This is a genomic window from Paenibacillus sp. FSL K6-1558, from assembly GCF_038002565.1.
Lineage (GTDB): Bacteria > Bacillota > Bacilli > Paenibacillales > Paenibacillaceae > Paenibacillus > Paenibacillus polysaccharolyticus.
Genome location: NZ_JBBOCV010000001.1, coordinates 807425 through 826313 on the forward strand (window position 1 = coordinate 807425; position 18889 = coordinate 826313).

Consider the following 18889-nt stretch of genomic DNA (forward strand, 5'->3'; position numbering starts at 1 on the left):
ATTTCATCTTTATGTGTTGCTTTTTGAATGAATATATAATGTTGCTGTCTGCTGCTTGACGGCGCGATGACGTTTACGATTGTATAGTGAAATCACCTTTTGGGCTGATATTCCAGTCAACAGGAAAAGTAACAGGATGAGTGCAATGGTTCCTCCCGGAGGTGTATTCCATTGATACGAAGCGGTGAGCCCGCTAAAAATGCCCATCAATCCTGTAACGATAGAAATAACAATGGCTGCGGCAAAACTGCGTGCAACCCTCAAAGCTAATGCTGCCGGCAATACAATAAGTGCAGATACGAGCAGCACACCGACAATCGGCATCGCAGAGGCCACGGTCATTCCGGTTAGTATCGCAAAGGCAAATGATAAACCTTTCACCTGTACGCCTCCAATGGAGGCAGTCTCTTCATCAAATGTCAAATTGTACAACGGTCTTCGCAAAACGAAAAAAAAGGTCAATCCAATCAAACATACCGCAGCCATCATCCACAGCTGGATATTACTCACTGCGACGATGGAACCAAACAGATAAGAACTGAAGGTTTTGGAAAGATTCATTTTTAGACTCATTAATACAACAGCCAAAGCTAGACCAGATGTCATAATGATTGCAACCGGCACCTCACTGTAAGTCCGATAGCTTCGCCGTAGCTGTTCGACCAGCAGAGCACCAATGATTGCAACAGCGAAGCCGCTTAGAACCGGATTCAGGTTCATAACCGAACCTAGGGCAACCCCTGCCAGTGAAACGTGAGAAAGTGTATCAGCCATAAGTACCTGCCTTCTAAGCATCAGATATACACCCAAAATAGGTGCAATGATTCCAATTAGTCCTCCAGCCCAGAAAGCACGTTGCATGAATTCGTACTCAAACACTGCCATTCCTCACTTTCTTGTCTCTCCAAGGTGATCGTTCGATCCAGCCGGTTACCCACTTCTTCGAGACCGTGTGTGACCATAATGATGGTGAGACCATGAACATCTGCATAGTGACGCATCAATTCATAGAACCCTTCTCTACTGCGCCGATCCATCCCGGTGGTGGGCTCATCCAGCACAAGCACTTGCGGCTGTCCAGCCAGGGCTCGTGCGATACAGATTCGCTGCTTCTGTCCGCCCGAAAGCTCTCCTACACGTGCGTTGCGGTATTCCCACATGCCGACTTCACGCAGGCTTCGTTCAACAATCGCTTCTTTGTCCGAAGTGAATCGCCGAAAAAGACCTAACTTGTGATAACAACCGGATCGCACGAGTTCGATGACTGTACTGGGAAAACCACTATTAAACGAGGCTACTTGCTGAGGTACGTAACCGATCTCCAGCTTTTTGCCTCGAAGCTGCTGTGTATTCATATGTACCGAACCGCTCCAGGGCTTTAAGAGCCCCAGCAACAGCTTCAGCATGGTTGTCTTCGCAGAGCCATTCGGCCCCGTGATGCCGACAAATTCACCCACATGAATATCCAACGACAGATGATCAATGACGGGCTCTTTACCATATCCAAATACGACATCACGCATGGAAGATAAAATCATGGTGTTACCTCTTTCTTTTTTTCGTAAATATTACGATTTATAAAAACCAAAATTTTTTAGCGGGTTTCCCGGTGAATCGTCATCTTCTTCAAACGAGGTGAATACTTTTTCATCTCCAGACGTTCTGGATGGTTGCGCTTGTTCTTCGTTGTTGTATAGTTGCGATCTCCGCACTCCGTGCATGCTAAGGTTACAATGACTCTCATGGTGTTGCCTCCCTTTATTTATTCGTAATAATTACTATTTATTGATACTAGCCTAAGCCTTTTATTTTGTCAACTGTTTCTCTTAGCTCCACTGCGGAAAAGGATCTTTCAACTCGCGCCAGTTCATCTGCATCTCTTCGTCCGTAAGTAATGTCTCATCCAATGTTCGTTCAATGGCTGCACGATCCATATCGATCCCAATAAATACCAGCTTGGTCACCCGGTCACCCCACTCTTCATTCCAATCCGGAATAGCTGGAAGTGTGTCGCCAAAATGAAGATGCCGCTCTTCCTCACTCATCGCCCCTACCCATATTCCCGCGGGTGCAAGCTGTTTGGAAGTACCCGCATGGCTAAATGAAATGGCCATATGGTTGCGAGTAGCCATCCACATTAACCCTTTGGAACGAACGATACTGTCTGGCCATTTGGCAATCCAGCGCAGCAGGCGCTCGGGATGGAATGGGCGTTTGCGATGATATACAAACGAATGAATACCGTATTCCTCGGTCTCAGGCGTATGCTCCTCTTTCATCAATTCGCGGATCCAGCCCGCGGACTGGCTTGCTTTTTCAAAATCAAACCGACCGGTATTCAAAATTTCTCTCGGATCAATCTGTCCATGCGTTGTGCGAACCAACTTGGCCTCTGGCTGCATCGCATGCAGTGCTTTTTCCAGCTTCGATAGCTCTTCTTCGGATACCAGATCACATTTGTTCAGCACAAGAACGTCGCAAAATTCAACCTGGTCGGTCAGCAAATGCACAATGCCCCGCACGTCATCTTCTCCGGCTTCCTGTCCGCGATCCTTAAGCGTCTCTTTCGAATAAAAGTCACGCCAAAACTGAGCGGCATCCACCACCGTTACCATCGTGTCTAGACGAGTGAATCGAGTCAGATCAATGCCAAGTTCCTCGTCAATGTACGTAAATGTCTGAGCCACAGGAACGGGTTCGCCAATGCCCGTAGATTCAATCAATATGTAGTCGAACGACCCATCCAGCGCAAGCCGCTCCACCTCTTTTAACAAATCCTCACGAAGTGTGCAGCAGATGCACCCGTTCGACATCTCCACCAGCTTCTCATCAATCCTCGATAAACCGCCCCCGTCCCGAATCAACCCTGCATCAATATTGACTTCACTCAGATCGTTTACGATGACGGCGACACGCATGCCCTCCCGATTATGTAACACGTGGTTTAGCAATGTCGTCTTACCCGCTCCAAGATAACCGCTAAGAACCGTAACTGGCACTCGATTTTGAATATGTTGTTGTTTTTCTGATACTGACATTATTGCTTCCTCCACTTCTTATGGGTGAATTTAAGTGATCCATGAAACCTTTCGGGATATCTAGATGGTGAACTAAGATGATGGATGATGTACTTATGCTGATTTAGTTATATGGGCGATGTATTTAATCGTAATCATTACGATTAAATACATCGAGAACTATACCTTATTCCACCTTTGCTTGTCAACTGAGTCCCTTTGAGCGAACTTTTTAATCGTAAAATAACTGATTAACTGCCCGAATCGATGTATGTTACGGCAAGTACAAGCATATATTCTAGCAAAGTTCTAGTTACGGAGGTCTTTTCATGAGAATCGCAGCTAGTTTGAAACTTCTCACCTTCCTGGTTCCCTGTGCCTTTCTGGTTCCGGTTGTTATTGCGTTCGCCCCGGATCTCAATAAGGTCTGGAATAGTGAAGCGTTGCAAAATATAAAAACAGTATTTGTGAGTATTTTTCTGGAAGCGGCCCCCTTTCTGCTCATGGGCGTGTTCCTGTCCTCTCTGATGCAATGGTTCGTATCGGAAGAGATGGTGCGAAGACTGACCCCCAAACATCCGGTTGGGGGCGTGCTTGTAGCGGGCCTGCTCGGTATTGTTTTTCCCATCTGCGAATGCGGAATGATCCCGGTTGTACGGCGGCTTATGCATAAAGGCATGCCTGCATATATTGCGGTAACGTTCATTCTAAGCGGTCCTGTCGTCAATCCGATTGTATTTACAGCAACTCTCATGGCATTTCCTAGTCATCTAGAGCTCACCATCGCTCGAATGGGACTGGCTTTTGCGGTGGCTGCTGCCGTTGGTGGGCTTGTGTATGTTTTTGTGAAACGCAATCCTCTGCGCATGCCCAAAACGGTCATGACGGAAGTAAAGACACATCCTGGGTTCAAAATGGCTTCCTCAGCTCATTCTCATAAACCAACACATACACATTCAGATGTCCACGCTCACTCGCACGGAGGCACCCATGACCATCATCACTCCCATAAGAAGGACTGGCGCAGCTTTTTCATCCATGCCGGTGAAGAGTTCGTCGATATGAGCAAATATTTGGTGATTGGAGCATTGATTACAGCATGTATTCAGACATTTGTGAGTCGCAGTGATCTTGTTGCGCTGGGAAATGGCCCGGTTGCATCCTATGTATTTATGATGGGCTTTGCATATGTTCTGTCCTTATGTTCTACATCGGATGCTTTTGTTGCGTCAGCCTTCTCACATACGTTTGCTTTGGGTCCGCTGATTTCCTTCCTTGTGCTCGGCCCGATGCTGGATTTCAAAAGCACGCTTATGTTACTCTCCACCTTCCGCACCCGTTTTGTCATTGGCTTAAGTCTGGCGATTATCCTTCTGGTTTTTGCCGGGTCTTGGCTCGTAAACTTCTTTGGATGATTGAGATGAAACTGCTTCTAGCTGAAGAGTACTTGTTATGTTATTAACAACATTAATCATTAATGCTGTTAATTAGTTTACCGGGTGGTATCTCCTCATTTGAAATGATCCATAGATGAGATTCATACAAGAAAGGAGTGCAAGTCATGGCTCACGCTAATCATGCGATGAACAAGAACTTTTTTACGAAAAGGATCGTCATTCAGTGGCATACGCTCATTCGAGCAGGCTGGATTGGCAGTCTGGCTGTGTATATTATGCACCTCAAATCGAGCAATTCCCTGCATTATTATCTGGCTCCCACGATGCAAACGCTACTTCTCGGTTGTGCAGTTCCTCTCCTGTTTATTGCTGTTATTATGGCATGGCATGCTTTTTGGGGTCGAAATGAATTCGATTGCGATTGTGAGCATGCTCCACCTTCCGGCCTGATTCGCAGTTTTATGGTCTACGGTCTAATTGCTTTGCCGCTATTGCTCGGTTTTCTACTACCGGATCAAGCTTTAGGCAGTTCGATGGCAAGTCAGAAAGGAATGTCTCTGACGTATACTCCACCTGAAATAAGGCGTAAAGACCCACTGCCAGACGCGTCTGCTAAGTTGAACGTGCAGGATTATACGGTCACGCAAGGTATAAAGCAGCAAAATGACAAGTTATCCGAATTACCTGCCAGTGTGCAGTTTGTACCACCGGATGAATACAGCCGGGAATTCGCGGAGCTGGCAGAAAAGTTATACGTACAACCTGTCATCCAGGTGTATCCAGAGATATTCTCGGAAACCCTCGGCACCATCGATATGTTCCAGCGCCAATTCACAGGCAAAGAGATTATGCTGACCGGCTTTGTTTACCGGGACGATAACATGGAGCATACATCTCATTTTGCATTAGGACGTTTTCTCGTGATGTGTTGCCCGGCAGATGCGGCTCCTTTCGGCGTGATGATTCATATTCCGGATGCCAACAAGTTTGAGAAGGACAGTTGGGTACAGATCCGTGGTACCATTGGCTCCGCGCAAGTCAACGGTAAAGATACGATGGAAATTCAGGCAACGTCCGTAACACCGATTAATCAGCCAGCTTCTCCTTATATTTACACCAATGCCGATTCCGTTAAGGCATATGATAAGATCGTAAGTAAGTAAGTAAGTAAGTAAGTAAGTAAGTAAGTGAGTGAGAGAAAGTAGAGCATCATTGAGTTGAAGTGGAGCACTTTACGAAAAGATCGCCAGCACACTTCTATTTCTAACGATCACCTGAGAGCTTATTTTGCTGAAAACACAAGAAAAATGCCCTTTTTCACATCAAAATTCTAAAATAAGGTTTCCTGTGATCGTTAGAATATTTAAACGCGGGAAATAGCTCAAATAGCGTTCCTTGTGATCGTTAGAAAATTAATCTCATTGGATCGTTTTAGACGCTCCATTTGCACACAAGTTAGTAGCCGAGCTGATGATAATCATGATGATCATGACAATTTAAACTAACGAAGAGCGCCAAAGTAGCACTTTCACGGTTTATTGAGAACCAGAACATTGGACTGAGGTTTGTCGTATTATGTACTCAGCCGTGTATTCGAGTTTACGTGCACGTCGTCTCCTAACAAAAAAAGACGGGCAGATTAATACCTGCTCCGTCGTCTTTCATATATTATGTTCGCCTGTATGTTTACAAGTGTCTGCCAGTAAGGGATCTCACGACAGTTTTGTGGCAGTCTAGCGGACTGCCATCAGCAGGTAAGTCATGAGTGCATCGTTACCCTGCTTATCTATCCCGCTAGTCTACCTTATTTATCCTTTTACTCCGTTACGATATCATGAACCAATACAGGTGCATCGGCATGATCTGCAATGGTGATGTTTTCCTTGATTTTCGCAATCACGGCATCGACATCTTCACGATTCGCATGAATGGTTACCAGAGATTCACCGGCTTTCACTGAATCACCAACTTTTTTGTTCAGCATCAAACCAACCGCCAGATCGATCTCGGACTCTTTCGTTGCACGACCTGCACCAAGCAACATCGCAGCCGTTCCGATCTCATCTGCAACGATTCCAGCTACATACCCGTCACGATCTGCTGGAACTTCGATTAGATATTGTGCTTGTGGCAAGCGCTCTGGGTGATCGACCACAGAAGCATCGCCGCCTTGATTGGCCAAGAAATGTTTAAATTTCTCCAGTGCTTTACCGTTCTGGATGACTTCTTTGAGTTTCTCTTCCGCCTGCTCCAGTGAATCTGCTTTACCTGCAAGATATACCATCTGACGTCCCAGTGCCAGGCACAGTTCTTCCAGATCTTTCGGACCTTTACCTTGCAGTGTAAGAATCGCTTCTTTCACTTCCAGAGCGTTCCCGATGGCAAGACCCAGTGGCTGGGACATATCGGAGATAACCGCCATTGTTTTACGTCCTACATTGTTACCAATGCTAACCATGGCGTGTGCCAACTCTTTAGCCTCTTCTGTTGTTTTCATAAACGCACCTGCGCCTGTTTTTACGTCCAGTACGATCGCATCTGCACCTGCTGCGATTTTTTTGCTCATGATAGAGCTAGCAATCAATGGAATCGAGTTTACCGTTGCCGTTACGTCACGAAGTGCGTACAGCTTTTTGTCCGCAGGTGTCAGGTTGCCACTTTGACCGATAACCGCTACTTTGTGTTCGTTGACGAGACGAATAAACTCTTCTTTTTCCAGCTCAACGTGGAACCCAGCAACGGATTCCAGCTTGTCCGTAGTACCGCCCGTGTGTCCCAGACCACGACCAGACATCTTCGCAACAGGTACATCCAGTGCAGCAACGAGTGGCGCAAGTACCAGTGTCGTCGTGTCTCCCACGCCTCCAGTGGAGTGCTTGTCAACTTTAATACCTTCAATAGCCGAAAGATCGATCGTTTCGCCGGAGTTTACCATCGACATCGTTAGATCGGCACGTTCCTTATCCGTCATATCCTTGAAAAATACAGCCATCGCCCATGCGCTGACCTGATAATCCGGGATTTCTCCTTGCGTATATCCTTGAACGACGAAATCGATCTCTTCTGTGGTCAGTTCTTTTCCGTCACGTTTTTTAGCAATAATGTCTACCATTCTCATGATGATCTCTCCTTTTGTAAAATGGATTGTCTAGAACACGTGTTGAGCGGGGCCGTTCCGGACCCGGATCGTTCTTACGAGCGCTGTTGTCTCCAAATTTCTCTGATCACCATTTCCATAGTTAAAATTCGGAGACAAAGGCGCACGCTTCGCTTCTCCAGAATCGATTCCGGTTCCTCCACTCCATGCTCAACACCAGTTTCGATATTTTTACAGTGTAATTGCTGTATCCAACGCCACAACCATCATGTCGTTAAATGTTTTTTGACGCTCTTCAGCTGATGTTTCTTCGCCTGTCAGCAAGTGATCACTTACGGTCAGGATTGTCAAAGCGTTCACGCCAAATTTCGCGGCAATCGTGTAAAGCGCTGTTGTTTCCATCTCCACACCAAGCACACCGTGTTTCATCAATTTCTCTGTCACGGAACGGTCATCGCGATAGAAGGAATCGGAGCTAAATACGTTACCTACGTGGATTTTCATGCCTTTCGCAGTGGCACGGTCATAGGCTTCTTTCAACAACGAGAACGTTGCAATTGGTGAGAAGTCGTATCCACCGAAAACATGTTTGTTCATGCTGGAATCGGTACAAGCTGCTTGAGCAAGGATCACATCACGTACACGTACATGTTCCTGCATTCCTCCGCAAGTACCTACACGAATCAAGTTTTTTACGCCATATTCGCTAATAAGCTCGTTCGCATAGATTGCAAAGGATGGAATCCCCATACCTGAACCTTGCACCGAAATCCGGTGACCTTGATATGTACCTGTGAAACCGAGCATGCCACGAACTTCGTTGTAACAAACAACGTCTTCCAGATACGTGTCAGCAATGTATTTGGCGCGTAGCGGATCTCCTGGCAAAAGGATCGTTTCTGCGATATCTCCTGGTTTTGCTCCGATATGTGTACTCATGTGTAATCTCCTCCGATATAGATGATCTTTGTTACGATAGATAACCTTGAGTTCTTGATGTGAGTCTTGTTGGTTTCAAGTTATTACATCCGCGTCTGAACGCAATTTACTTCAACTCATTCAAGAAGCTTTTTCCATACTCCGGTAATTTCACACCAAAGTTATCTGCCACGGTTGCACCAAGATCGGCAAACGTGCTACGCAGTTCAAGCTTTTTACCCTCGCTGAAACGCGGGGAGTAAGCCAGCAGTGGTACATATTCACGCGTATGATCTGTGCCGCGGTAGGTTGGATCGTTACCATGGTCAGCTGTAATCAACAGCAGATCATCGTTTGTCATTTTCGCAAAAATCTCAGGTAAACGTGCATCATAATCTTCAAGGGCTTGCGCATAACCTTGTGGATCACGGCGGTGACCGTATAATGCATCAAAATCAACCAGGTTCAGGAAGCTGAGTCCAGTGAACTCTTCGTCCAGCGTCTCAGACAACTTGTCCATCCCATCCATATTGGACACAGTACGAACAGCTTTCGTTACGCCTTCACCGTCATAAATGTCAGAGATTTTACCCAAAGCAATCACATCCAGACCGCCATCTTTCAATTCATTCATCACCGTGCGTCCAAATGGTTTGAGCGCGTAGTCATGACGGTTCGCCGTACGTTTCCAATTCCCCGCTTCACCAACGAATGGACGGGCAATAATACGACCGAGCATGTACGGATCTTCAAGCGTGATTTCACGACAGAACTCACAGATCTCATACAGTTCTTTCAAAGGTACAACGTCTTCATGCGCTGCAATTTGCAGGACAGAGTCAGCTGAGGTGTATACGATCAGCGCGCCTGTTTCCACATGTTCCGCACCCAGTTCATCCAAAATCTCCGTGCCGCTGGCTGGTTTATTACCAATGACCTTACGGCCCGTTTTCTCTTCAATGCGCTGAATTAACTCATCCGGGAAGCCATTCTCGAACACACGGAAAGGTGTATCAATGTATAACCCCATGATCTCCCAGTGACCTGTCATCGTGTCTTTGCCTCGGGAAGCTTCCTGCATTTTGGTGTAATACGCTTTAGGTTTATCCGCGACAGGGATACCTTGGATTGGTTCAATGTTGGAAAGTCCAAGACTTGCCATATTCGGCATATTCAGACCACCACGTTCACGTGCAATGTGACCCAACGTATCGACGTTAAAGTCATCGAATTCTGCTGCATCCGGCGCTTCGCCGATTCCTACAGAATCCATAACGATCAGATGTACTCTTTTGAATGTTGACATAAGTTAAGCACTCCTTCCAGCTTCCAATAATCCGAATTACAAAAACAGTCCAGTGATGATCGCAGACAGCACGCTGACCAGCGATGCACCGTAAAGCAGCTTCAGACCGAAGCGGGCCACCACATTGCCCTGTTTCTCATGAAGTCCCTTCACCGCGCCGGCAATAATACCGATGGAGGAGAAGTTGGCGAAGGATACGAGGAAGACGGATACGATTCCTGTTGTTCTGGCAGACAATGCCGTTTGCTCGCTCAAACTCAGCATCGCAACAAATTCGTTGGACACCATTTTGGTAGCCATGATACTGCCTGCCTGAATCGCTTCTTTCCAAGGGACACCCATAACAAAGGCAAAAGGTGCAAACACATACCCAAGCAGTTCCTGGAACGAAATACCGATTACAGCGCTAAATATTCCGTTAATCAAGGCAATCAGGGCGACAAAACCGATCAGCATCGCCGCTACGACAATTGCTACTTTGAATCCGTCCAGAATGTATTCTCCCAGCATCTCGAAGAACGATTGTTTCTCTTCTTCCCGCACTTCCAATATATCTTCTTCCGCCGTAACCCGATACGGATTGACGATGGAAGCAATGATAAAACCGCCGAAAAGGTTAAGCACAAGCGCTGTCACTACATATTTCGGTTCAATCATTGTCATATAGGCGCCGACAATGGACATCGATACCGTGGACATTGCTGATGCACAGAGGGTGTACAGCCGATGTTTCGGCAGTAGCCCGATTTGTTTTTTCACCGAGATAAAAACTTCAGATTGCCCCAAAATGGCAGAAGCAACCGCGTTATATGATTCCAGTTTGCCCATTCCGTTGACTTTGCTTAATACCAGACCAATATATTTTATAACAAAAGGTAAGATTCGGATATACTGCAGGATACCAATTAAGGCAGAGATGACCACAATCGGCATTAGCACAGTCAGGAAAAACGGACCGCTCCCGCCTTCTGCTCCAATGTTGATCAAACCGCCGAAAACAAAGGTGATCCCTTCGGCTGCATAATCAAGCAAGTTCTTAAATACGGTGGAAAATCCGCCAATCAGCCATGTTCCCACTTCCGTATTCAGCAAAGCGTAAGCCAGTATAATCTGTAAAACAATCATTACCGCAAGCGGTCGGTATCGAATCTGTTTCTTTCCGTTACTGGCGATATAAGCCAGTCCAAAAACAACGAGTAAGCCAAGGATGGCAATAAGGTATTTCATGTGATCTCTCCTTTGAAGGTCGTTAATCCCGTTGTATAAACTGCTCAAAGGGTTACTGAATCTTATTTTGTGTCATTTCATAACATATGATTTCAGAAATTTTATAAAGCGCTTACAAACAACAGGATATATTACGTTTCATGTTCAAGTGAAAAATGGCCCTGAACCCTGTCATGTATCTCAGGCAGAGTTCAGGAGAATAACTCATTTTAGTAAGAAGAAGTGGACTGGCCGCCTTGCATGATTTTCACGCCAGAGCTTGCTCCGATTCGAGTAGCCCCTGCTTCAATCATTTTCTGCATATCTTCTAGACTGCGTACGCCGCCAGAAGCTTTAACGCCTACGTCTGGACCAACGGTACGACGCATCAGTGCGATATCTTCCGGAGTTGCCCCGCCTGTGGAGAAACCAGTTGATGTTTTCACAAAATCTGCTCCGGCTCTGACAGCCGCTTGACACGCACGTACTTTTTCATCATCTGTCAACAGACAAGTTTCAATAATTACTTTCACCAATGTACCTGCTGCAGCTTCGACAACAGCACGAATGTCCTGCTCTACAACATCATCTTTGCCGTCTTTCAGTGCGCTAATATTGATGACCATATCAACTTCTGTTGCCCCTTTAGCAATAGCATCTTTCGTTTCAAATGCCTTTGTTTCCGAAGTTGACGCCCCCAGAGGGAAACCAATAACTGTACAGATATCTACGCCAGTGCCTTGAAGTTGCTCTGCAGCGTAAGATACCCAGCCCGGATTCACACATACCGATGCAAATTGGTACTGCTTCGCTTCTTCTGTCAGCTTGGTAAGCTCGTTACGAGTTGCGTCTGCACGAAGCAGCGTGTGGTCGATCATTTTGGCTAATTGTGGTGTAGTCAATTGAAATCTCTCCCTTATCTGAACTGGTGAACTTATATCCTTACACTATCATGAACATATGTAAAAATCAACTTGAACATTCGTTCATTTATCATTTGTGGATCGAAAAGTGAACTTTGTGTTACGCCATGAGGAAATTTTACTTGTTCCGTGTTTATTTTCCGCCTTACATAGTAAAACATCCGCCCGGATGTCATGGCAGATGTTGTCACTGTTGAACTTAATATGAAGTTGAAGTTGTGCAGGTGACAAGAATAGCAGCCATATGGGTTGGGTAACCCATCTATTAGCTTTCCTATAAACGAAGCAATGCCTGCGCTGTGTATTGATCCGTAACCAAAATGTTGGCATACTGGCCTTTCAGAGCCGCATGAATCGCTTCAATTTTGCGCCCGCCCCCAGCCACGAGAATGGATTTCTCCTTGTTTCTTAATTCAGCCAAATCAATCCCGACCGTTCTGCTGTTAATCTCCTCACTGATCAAGTGCCCTTCCGCATCAAAAAAACGTGAACAAATATCACCTGCACCAGACTTCATCAGAAGCTCCTGTTCTTGTTCGTTAAAATATCCCAGCTTGAACAGAAGTGCGTCCTCTTTCACGGTTCCTACCGTAAATATGGCGATGTTCGCCTGTCTTCCCAGCTCAACAATGCGTCCAATGTGACGGTCTGCCTCGACCATTTTTTTCACTTCAATATTATCGAAGATCACCGGAAGCGGCAGATACCTGGGAACCGTATGAAACGCTTCGGCAAACAGATGAACAATATCCGCGGCATAGGTGTTTATATGGGAGTGACTTACGCCCCCTTTGAGCTGTACCACTTCTACGCCTTTCACCTGCTTGGGTCTGAGTTGACGTGCGACGGCATGCATTGTTGTTCCCCATGTCACACCGATAATGTCCGCATCCTGCACGGTGTCCTGCAAATAGTCCGCAGCTCTCTTGCTTATATGCTTCTGAATCTCCTCATCACTCTTCAAGGGTGCAAAACATACCAGTGCCGTCTCCAGGTTGTATTTGGCTTTCAGTTCCCCGCCGATAATATCAATATCCTCCAGCGGGTCCATGATTTCAATGCGCACGTACCCTCGGTCTTTGGCATATTGAAGAAGCCTCGACACGGTAGGGCGTGATACGCCCAGTCTTGAGGCAATATCCTGCTGGCTGTAATCGGACTGATAATACAATTTTGCCGCTTCAATGCTTAATCGCTGTTTCTCCAAGTCCATTCCCATGTGCATTCATCTCACTCATCTTATTATCGTTGGAAAATAAAATATAACGTTTGGCCTCAACTTCTGGTATATAGCTGGCTGAACTTGTACGTATAAAGTTCATTTCGCTACAATACTTGTCCTTATATATTATACATATATTAAAGTTTCCATCACTATATTTTGCCAAAAGTCAAATTACATATCACCTTCGCTGTCTCAATGACCAACTTACCCGGTCTTTTACCCAAACGGACGAATAAAAAGTAACATCGCACCCCATACTACTCCAGTCACTGGAGCTGTTTCTTGAGATATATGGACCCATAAATCAACCCACATTGGAAAGTGAGGATACCAAGTTATGTCTACTTTATTGTATATTACTGCCCATCCGCATGATCATCAAACCTCGTTCAGTATGGCTGCCGGCAAAGCTTTTATTGATGCGTACAAAGAAAGTCATGCCTCAGACGAAATCATTCATCTCGATCTGTACCGTTCCAATATCCCACATATCGATGCGGATGTATTCAGTGGATGGGGCAAACTGCAAGGTGGAGGCGACCTGACCTCTGAAGAACAGTCCAAAGTGCATCGGCTAAATGAACTATCTGACCAGTTCGCAAATGCAGACAAATATGTATTCGTTTCACCATTGTGGAACTTCTCCTTCCCGCCAGTACTTAAAGCATATATTGATTCTATCTGTGTAGCAGGCAAAACGTTTCGTTATACAGAGCAAGGTCCGGTAGGACTTCTGACGGATAAAAAAGCATTGCATATTCAAGCGCGCGGCGGTATCTACTCGGAAGGACCTGCGGCTCAGATGGAATCGGGACATCGTTATTTGGGCATTATCATGTCATTCCTGGGCGTGCCGAAGCTGGATGGTATCTTTGTCGAAGGGCATAACCAGTTCAAAGATCGTGCCGAGGAGATCAAACAGAAAGGGATTGAAGAAGCGCAGCGTTTTGCCAAGCAGTTCTAAGTAAGATAGAACGAGCCAAACAGCCGTAATCAGGACCAACGATCATCCGCCATGATAAATAAAACCCGCATCACAGCCCTAGAGCATAATTCTAGGGTTGATGCGGGTTTTTCATGTAAATCTGCACTGTATAACAGTGTTGTATAACTTATATTAATGCTCAGCCTTTGTGCACCCCGGCACTGGCACGGCTCATCGTTTCAAGCTTGCGAGTAATCGCATGGCGGTCTATTTTCAGTCCCCAGATTAACTCGATAATCTGTTCTTTTTCTTCAGGATGTTCGGCTTGTTTTAATTGTAGCAACAATTCATGCATCTGTTCGTTGATGTCTTCAAACTGGTTCCAAAGATCCTGCCGTACTTCGGTAGAATCCACGTGATGGTTCGCATCGACTTCTTCCTTCAATGCTTGCAGAATAGCGTCTTTCCATTCGTCATCACCAAGTTGTTTTGCAATGTTCAGGAGATCCAGATAATCGTCAACAAGAAGAGAGTTCAATTCAGCATATGTTTTCATCGTTTATTGCATCCCCTTTTCGTTCTATTTACCCAGTATTATACTCGGTATTTCAGGTAATGCAATAGTTGTCGAGAAAAAGGGAATCATTTGCTTATCCTCATGTCATATTTTGACGAATCTCATATCTTTGAAATTCTTCCCTTACGACTGCAGAAACTATCCTGTTTTAATATCAAACCAGATCAAGATTTAAGTTGCTGCAGTAGCTGAACTCGATAAGCTTCACTCTCAAGGGATTGAATCTCTTTATATTCTGCGTCAGTCAAAATTTTAGGTTCGCCTGCGGCCTTGGCAATCATATACACCTTGGCACTTTCCTCTACCACTTGTGTACGGTAATAGGCTTCGCGCAGATTTTTGCCTGTCGTAACCAGACCGTGATTGACGAGAATAAGCGCAGAATGTTCGGTCACCTTAGCAGCAACAGCATCGGCGAGAAGCTTGGTCGTTGGCAGTACGTAAGGCACAAATCCGATATCTCCAACCAGGGCGGACTGATCCGGAAACAGGTGCGGAAGATGGTCAAAAACAAGACTTAGGGCTATCGTATAAGCCGGGTGCGTATGCACAATAGCCTGAATATCCGGGTTAGCACGATAGCTGAACAGATGCATGAGGACTTCAGACGAAGGACGGCTGGCTCCTGCTTGTGTCTCTCCTGTCCCCATATCAATCGCGATCCATTCATCCGGCTCCAGTTCCTCTAGCGCGAACCCGCTTGGAGATAAAAGCATCGTATTGCCTGATCGTGCACTAATGTTACCTCCCGGCCCGACAACAAGTCCTTGAGTTACTGCCTTACGGGAATATTTGGTTAGTTCTTCTCTGATCTGCTGTTCAGACATGTTTCTCCCACTCCTTTATTGCTGGTGTTGTTTCCGTTCGTTGAATTGTTGGTACTTTCCATATGCTTCCCGCCAGCACTCTGAATCTTGAGGTGTATACATCTCCGTATCGAAGGAGGCCGATACAATGTCACGGATCTCGGACAAACCACCTACTTCACCGAGAGCCACATACTGAAGCAGGCAATTGCCCGCAGAAGATGCCTCAACGGGTCCAGCAATTACGGGAACACCCGTAGCGTTTGCCGTAAACTGGCATAGCAGGCGATTATGCACACCACCGCCAACCATATGAATCACAGGAGGCCTTACGCCTGTAATCTGTTCAAGCTCATCCAGCGTCTGCCTGAACTCCAGTGCCAGACTTTCCAATATACAGCGAACGATGGCTCCAACGGATTCGGGAACCCGTTGGAAAGTGCGCTCGCAATATTGCCTGATTCGTTTAGGCATATCACCTGGGCTCATAAAAACATCATTTCCCGGCGATACCACCGATTGATGTGCACCTGCTGATACAGCAAGCCGGACTAACTCTTCGTGGGAGTAGAATCGATTTTCCCGTTCCCACTGGCGTTTACACTCCTGAAGCAACCACAGACCTGAACGATTTTTCAGCGTTCTCACCTTACCATTCACGGTTCCTTCATTCGTAAATCCAAGCTCCAGAGCCTGCACACTTAACACAGGAAAATCACGTTCCACCCCCATAAGGGACCAAGTTCCACAGCTAATAAATGCATAGTTCGATTCAGTCGCAGGGATCGCCGCCAGTGCTGAAGCCGTATCATGTGATCCCACGGAAACAACTTTCATGGGACCGGTGCGTAGCTCTCTAACCAGATCGTCTGATAAATGGCCTAGTACAGTCCCTGAGTGAACCAATCGTGGAAATAACGAAACAGGTAAGCCGAGGCGGCTCATTAATGGTTCATTCCATTTCACTTCCCCGCTATGCAACAACCCACTGGTGCTTGCTATCGTATACTCGCATGCTTGCTCGCCAGACAGATAATAGTTAAACAAGTCCGGCAGGAATAATAGACGTGTATCAGCATCGGGATTCATTGTACTATCTTTAGAATTGATCCCACTGTCCTGAAGTTCACCGTATAACTGAAATATCGTATTAATCTGCTGAGGTAGTACACCTGACATCGCATATAGCTCTTGCTCATTGACCATCTGTAGCACATCGTTCATCGATTTCGCATGACGTGCATCACGATAATGACGGGGATTGCAGCGCAATCTTCCCGCACCATCAATCAGTCCGTAATCCACGCCCCAGGTATCCACAGCAATGGATTTTATCCGTCCCGGCATACCTTCAGCGCCTTTGCGTATCCCTTGTTTCAGCTCGTAAAATAAACGAAGGAAATCCCAGTACAATTCATCCCGAAGCTGAACCGGCTCATTAGGAAACCGATACACCTCATGTAGCGTCAGTCTGCGTCCATCTAGAGCGCCCCGTATGACTCGACCGCTGCCAGCACCGAAATCAGCAGCAAGTACATATGCAGCCTGATTACTCATAAGAAAGCCTCCTTAATTCAGCGTCTCAACGATACAACGGTCCAAATACATGACAAGCGCGATAATCTGCTCCCTCCGGCTCACTTGTGCCAAACAATCCCCATGCACGCGGACGGAAAATTTCTGCCTCAGGTACATTGTGCATATTTACGGGGATGCGTAACATCGATGCTAACGTAATCAAATCTGCACCGATATGTCCGTACGAGATGGAACCGTGGTTGGCTCCCCACTGATTCATTACCTCATAGACCGAAGTGAATGCTCCAGAACCCGTCAGAGTTGGGGCAAACCAGGTCGAAGGCCATGTGGGATCGGTACGCTGATCCAGCGTGTCATGAACATGCTCCGGCAGATCCACCGTGTAACCTTGGGCAATCTGTAGCACGGGTCCTAATCCCTTAACAAGATTCAGACGAGTCATAGTCACAGGCATACCGCCTTTGGTCAAAAAGTCAGCCGAGTATCCTCCACCACGGAAATACTCAACGGAAGCCGGTCTCCATGAGGTCGCTTTCAGGCAATGCTGCACCTCTTCATCCGTGATATCCCAAAAAGGTTTGAGAACAGGCTTGCCATCTTTCGATTGTTCCCCCGTTCCATCGAGGGCAGCAGAACCGGAGTTGATCAAATGTAAAATGCCCGCTGCAGCGTGCCCTCCCAGTTGATGACCAGTCACACGCTTCACCGAATCAGGGCTCCAATACGTCCGTACGTCTGCGAAAATTTGAGCCGTATGTGTGAGTAGAGACCCAAACAACATCGACACACCGTTTAAACTGTCATTCTCCGTTGCCACAAGATAGGGTGCACGTTTACCATTCCAATCGAACGTGGAGTTCAGTATAGATTCCAGGAAATCTCCATTAGGGGCATGATCCGTCCATTGCCTCTGGCCTTGAAACCCCGAAACAATGGCATGATGGCCCATGGCCTCTTCTTCATATCCAAGCGCAGCAAGTTTCGGATTTCCTGCCATCAGATCACGTACGATTTGCGTCATTTTAACAACCGTTTCCCACTCATCGTCTTTACGTTTTCGATCAGACTGAAGATGCTCCGGGTTGTTATCCGGACCTTCACTACAGTTCTCCTTTACCCACGCCAGAGCCAGCTTGTATTCCTCTGGATCATAGATTTCTTCTTCTATACGCCGTGTCAATTCGCTCATATCCACATATTCGTTTCGCATGCCCAGATATTCCTGGAAAAAAGAATCATTCACGATGGAACCTGCAATCCCCATCGACACCGAGCCAATAGACAAATACGCCTGTCCCTTCATTGTGGCCGCCGCAAGTCCAGCACGGCTGAACCGGAGCAGCTTGTCACGCACATCATCTGGAATGGTCGTATCACCGCCGTCCTGCACATCTTCACCATAGATGCCGAACGCAGGAATCCCCTTCTGTGCATGTGCAGATAGCACGGCAGCCAAATATACGGCTCCCGGCCGCTCTGTGCCGTTAAAACCCCAAATTGCCGTTGGAGTAGATGGTGACATATCCATCGTTTCCGTACCATAACACCAGCAAGGCGTTACGGTAATCGTTACACCCACATTCGAACGGCTGAACAATGTCGCTGCGGCCGCTGCTTCGGCTACACCGCCGATACAGGTCTCCGCGACCACGCATTCGACTGGAGAACCGTCGGCATAACGAAGCTCGGATGAGATCAGCTCAGCTACAGACGTTGCCATACGCATCGTTTGCTCTTCCAACGACTCACGCACACCCTTGCGTCTGCCATCTATTGTGGGACGAATACCAATCTTGGGAAAAGGCTGTTGATAACGATAATCCTGATGAGTCATGCGAGAACGTCCTCCTTTTAGTGCATTTCATTAAATGCATGTGGAATTGAGAATATTCTGACTGAACGATGAGCGACAAAAGAAAAAGAAATCAGATCACACTACCTGGTGGACATTTG

17 protein-coding genes are annotated in these 18889 nt (G+C 46.5%); 3 read left to right on the top strand and 14 right to left on the bottom strand.

From position 1 onward, the window contains the following. Positions 1–9: 9 nt before the first annotated feature. The 4 genes from MHI38_RS03290 to MHI38_RS03305 form a co-directional block, all read right to left on the bottom strand. On the bottom strand, positions 10–885 hold the full coding sequence (locus MHI38_RS03290; RefSeq protein WP_154891825.1) for an iron chelate uptake ABC transporter family permease subunit: 876 nt from the start codon (positions 883–885) through the stop codon (positions 10–12). Continuing rightward, positions 831–1538, bottom strand: coding sequence for a metal ABC transporter ATP-binding protein (locus tag MHI38_RS03295; protein ID WP_154959282.1), 708 nt, complete (start codon positions 1536–1538; stop codon positions 831–833). Before MHI38_RS03295 ends, MHI38_RS03290 begins: the two co-directional genes overlap by 55 nt. A gap of 56 nt (positions 1539–1594) precedes the next feature. Further along, positions 1595–1744, bottom strand: a complete 150-nt coding sequence (gene rpmG, locus MHI38_RS03300) for a 50S ribosomal protein L33 (protein WP_036613813.1) — start codon at positions 1742–1744, stop codon at positions 1595–1597. An 82-nt stretch (positions 1745–1826) separates the two neighbouring features. Further along, a complete protein-coding gene (locus MHI38_RS03305) occupies positions 1827–3038 on the bottom strand; it encodes a GTP-binding protein (RefSeq protein ID WP_154891823.1) in 1212 nt (403 codons plus the stop codon). Positions 3039–3346: 308 nt separating this feature from the next. On the opposite strand from MHI38_RS03305, the gene MHI38_RS03310 reads away from it, so the two are divergent. After that, positions 3347–4432, top strand: coding sequence for a permease (locus tag MHI38_RS03310; protein WP_154891822.1), 1086 nt, complete (start codon positions 3347–3349; stop codon positions 4430–4432). A gap of 146 nt (positions 4433–4578) precedes the next feature. Further along, a complete protein-coding gene (locus MHI38_RS03315; RefSeq protein ID WP_341180958.1) occupies positions 4579–5577 on the top strand; it encodes a TIGR03943 family putative permease subunit in 999 nt (332 codons plus the stop codon). 653 nt (positions 5578–6230) lie between these two features. Here the strand turns inward: MHI38_RS03315 and MHI38_RS03320 are convergent. The 6 genes from MHI38_RS03320 to MHI38_RS03345 form a co-directional block, all read right to left on the bottom strand. Beyond that, entirely contained in the window at positions 6231–7532 is a 1302-nt protein-coding gene (locus MHI38_RS03320) for a pyrimidine-nucleoside phosphorylase (protein WP_308721710.1), read from the bottom strand. A 210-nt stretch (positions 7533–7742) separates the two neighbouring features. Further along, positions 7743–8450, bottom strand: coding sequence for a purine-nucleoside phosphorylase (gene deoD / locus MHI38_RS03325; protein WP_056691414.1), 708 nt, complete (start codon positions 8448–8450; stop codon positions 7743–7745). A 106-nt stretch (positions 8451–8556) separates the two neighbouring features. Continuing rightward, a complete protein-coding gene (gene deoB / locus MHI38_RS03330) occupies positions 8557–9735 on the bottom strand; it encodes a phosphopentomutase (RefSeq protein WP_154890359.1) in 1179 nt (392 codons plus the stop codon). Positions 9736–9771: 36 nt separating this feature from the next. Continuing rightward, the gene (locus tag MHI38_RS03335) at positions 9772–10962 is read right to left on the bottom strand and encodes a NupC/NupG family nucleoside CNT transporter (RefSeq protein ID WP_090924846.1); all 1191 of its coding nucleotides are present in this window, start codon (positions 10960–10962) and stop codon (positions 9772–9774) included. Positions 10963–11171: 209 nt separating this feature from the next. After that, a complete protein-coding gene (gene deoC / locus MHI38_RS03340; protein ID WP_154958012.1) occupies positions 11172–11819 on the bottom strand; it encodes a deoxyribose-phosphate aldolase in 648 nt (215 codons plus the stop codon). A gap of 319 nt (positions 11820–12138) precedes the next feature. Further along, positions 12139–13077, bottom strand: coding sequence for a sugar-binding transcriptional regulator (locus MHI38_RS03345; protein ID WP_090924853.1), 939 nt, complete (start codon positions 13075–13077; stop codon positions 12139–12141). Between the two features lie 349 nt (positions 13078–13426). Between MHI38_RS03345 and MHI38_RS03350 the strand changes: the two genes are divergently transcribed. After that, complete coding sequence (locus MHI38_RS03350; RefSeq protein WP_341180959.1) at positions 13427–14053, top strand: FMN-dependent NADH-azoreductase; 627 nt, start codon at positions 13427–13429, stop codon at positions 14051–14053. Positions 14054–14213: 160 nt separating this feature from the next. On the opposite strand, the gene MHI38_RS03355 is transcribed toward MHI38_RS03350, so the two are convergent. The 4 genes from MHI38_RS03355 to MHI38_RS03370 all read right to left on the bottom strand — a co-directional run bounded on the left by MHI38_RS03355 (position 14214) and on the right by MHI38_RS03370 (position 18770). Beyond that, positions 14214–14570, bottom strand: coding sequence for a hypothetical protein (locus MHI38_RS03355; protein ID WP_154957284.1), 357 nt, complete (start codon positions 14568–14570; stop codon positions 14214–14216). A 185-nt stretch (positions 14571–14755) separates the two neighbouring features. Further along, a complete protein-coding gene (locus MHI38_RS03360) occupies positions 14756–15418 on the bottom strand; it encodes a class II aldolase/adducin family protein (protein WP_341180960.1) in 663 nt (220 codons plus the stop codon). A gap of 15 nt (positions 15419–15433) precedes the next feature. After that, positions 15434–16954 (bottom strand): rhamnulokinase, encoded by a 1521-nt coding sequence (locus MHI38_RS03365; protein ID WP_341180961.1) that lies wholly within the window; start codon positions 16952–16954, stop codon positions 15434–15436. A 25-nt stretch (positions 16955–16979) separates the two neighbouring features. Continuing rightward, positions 16980–18770, bottom strand: a complete 1791-nt coding sequence (locus MHI38_RS03370; protein ID WP_341180962.1) for an L-fucose isomerase — start codon at positions 18768–18770, stop codon at positions 16980–16982. Positions 18771–18889 lie beyond the last annotated feature (119 nt).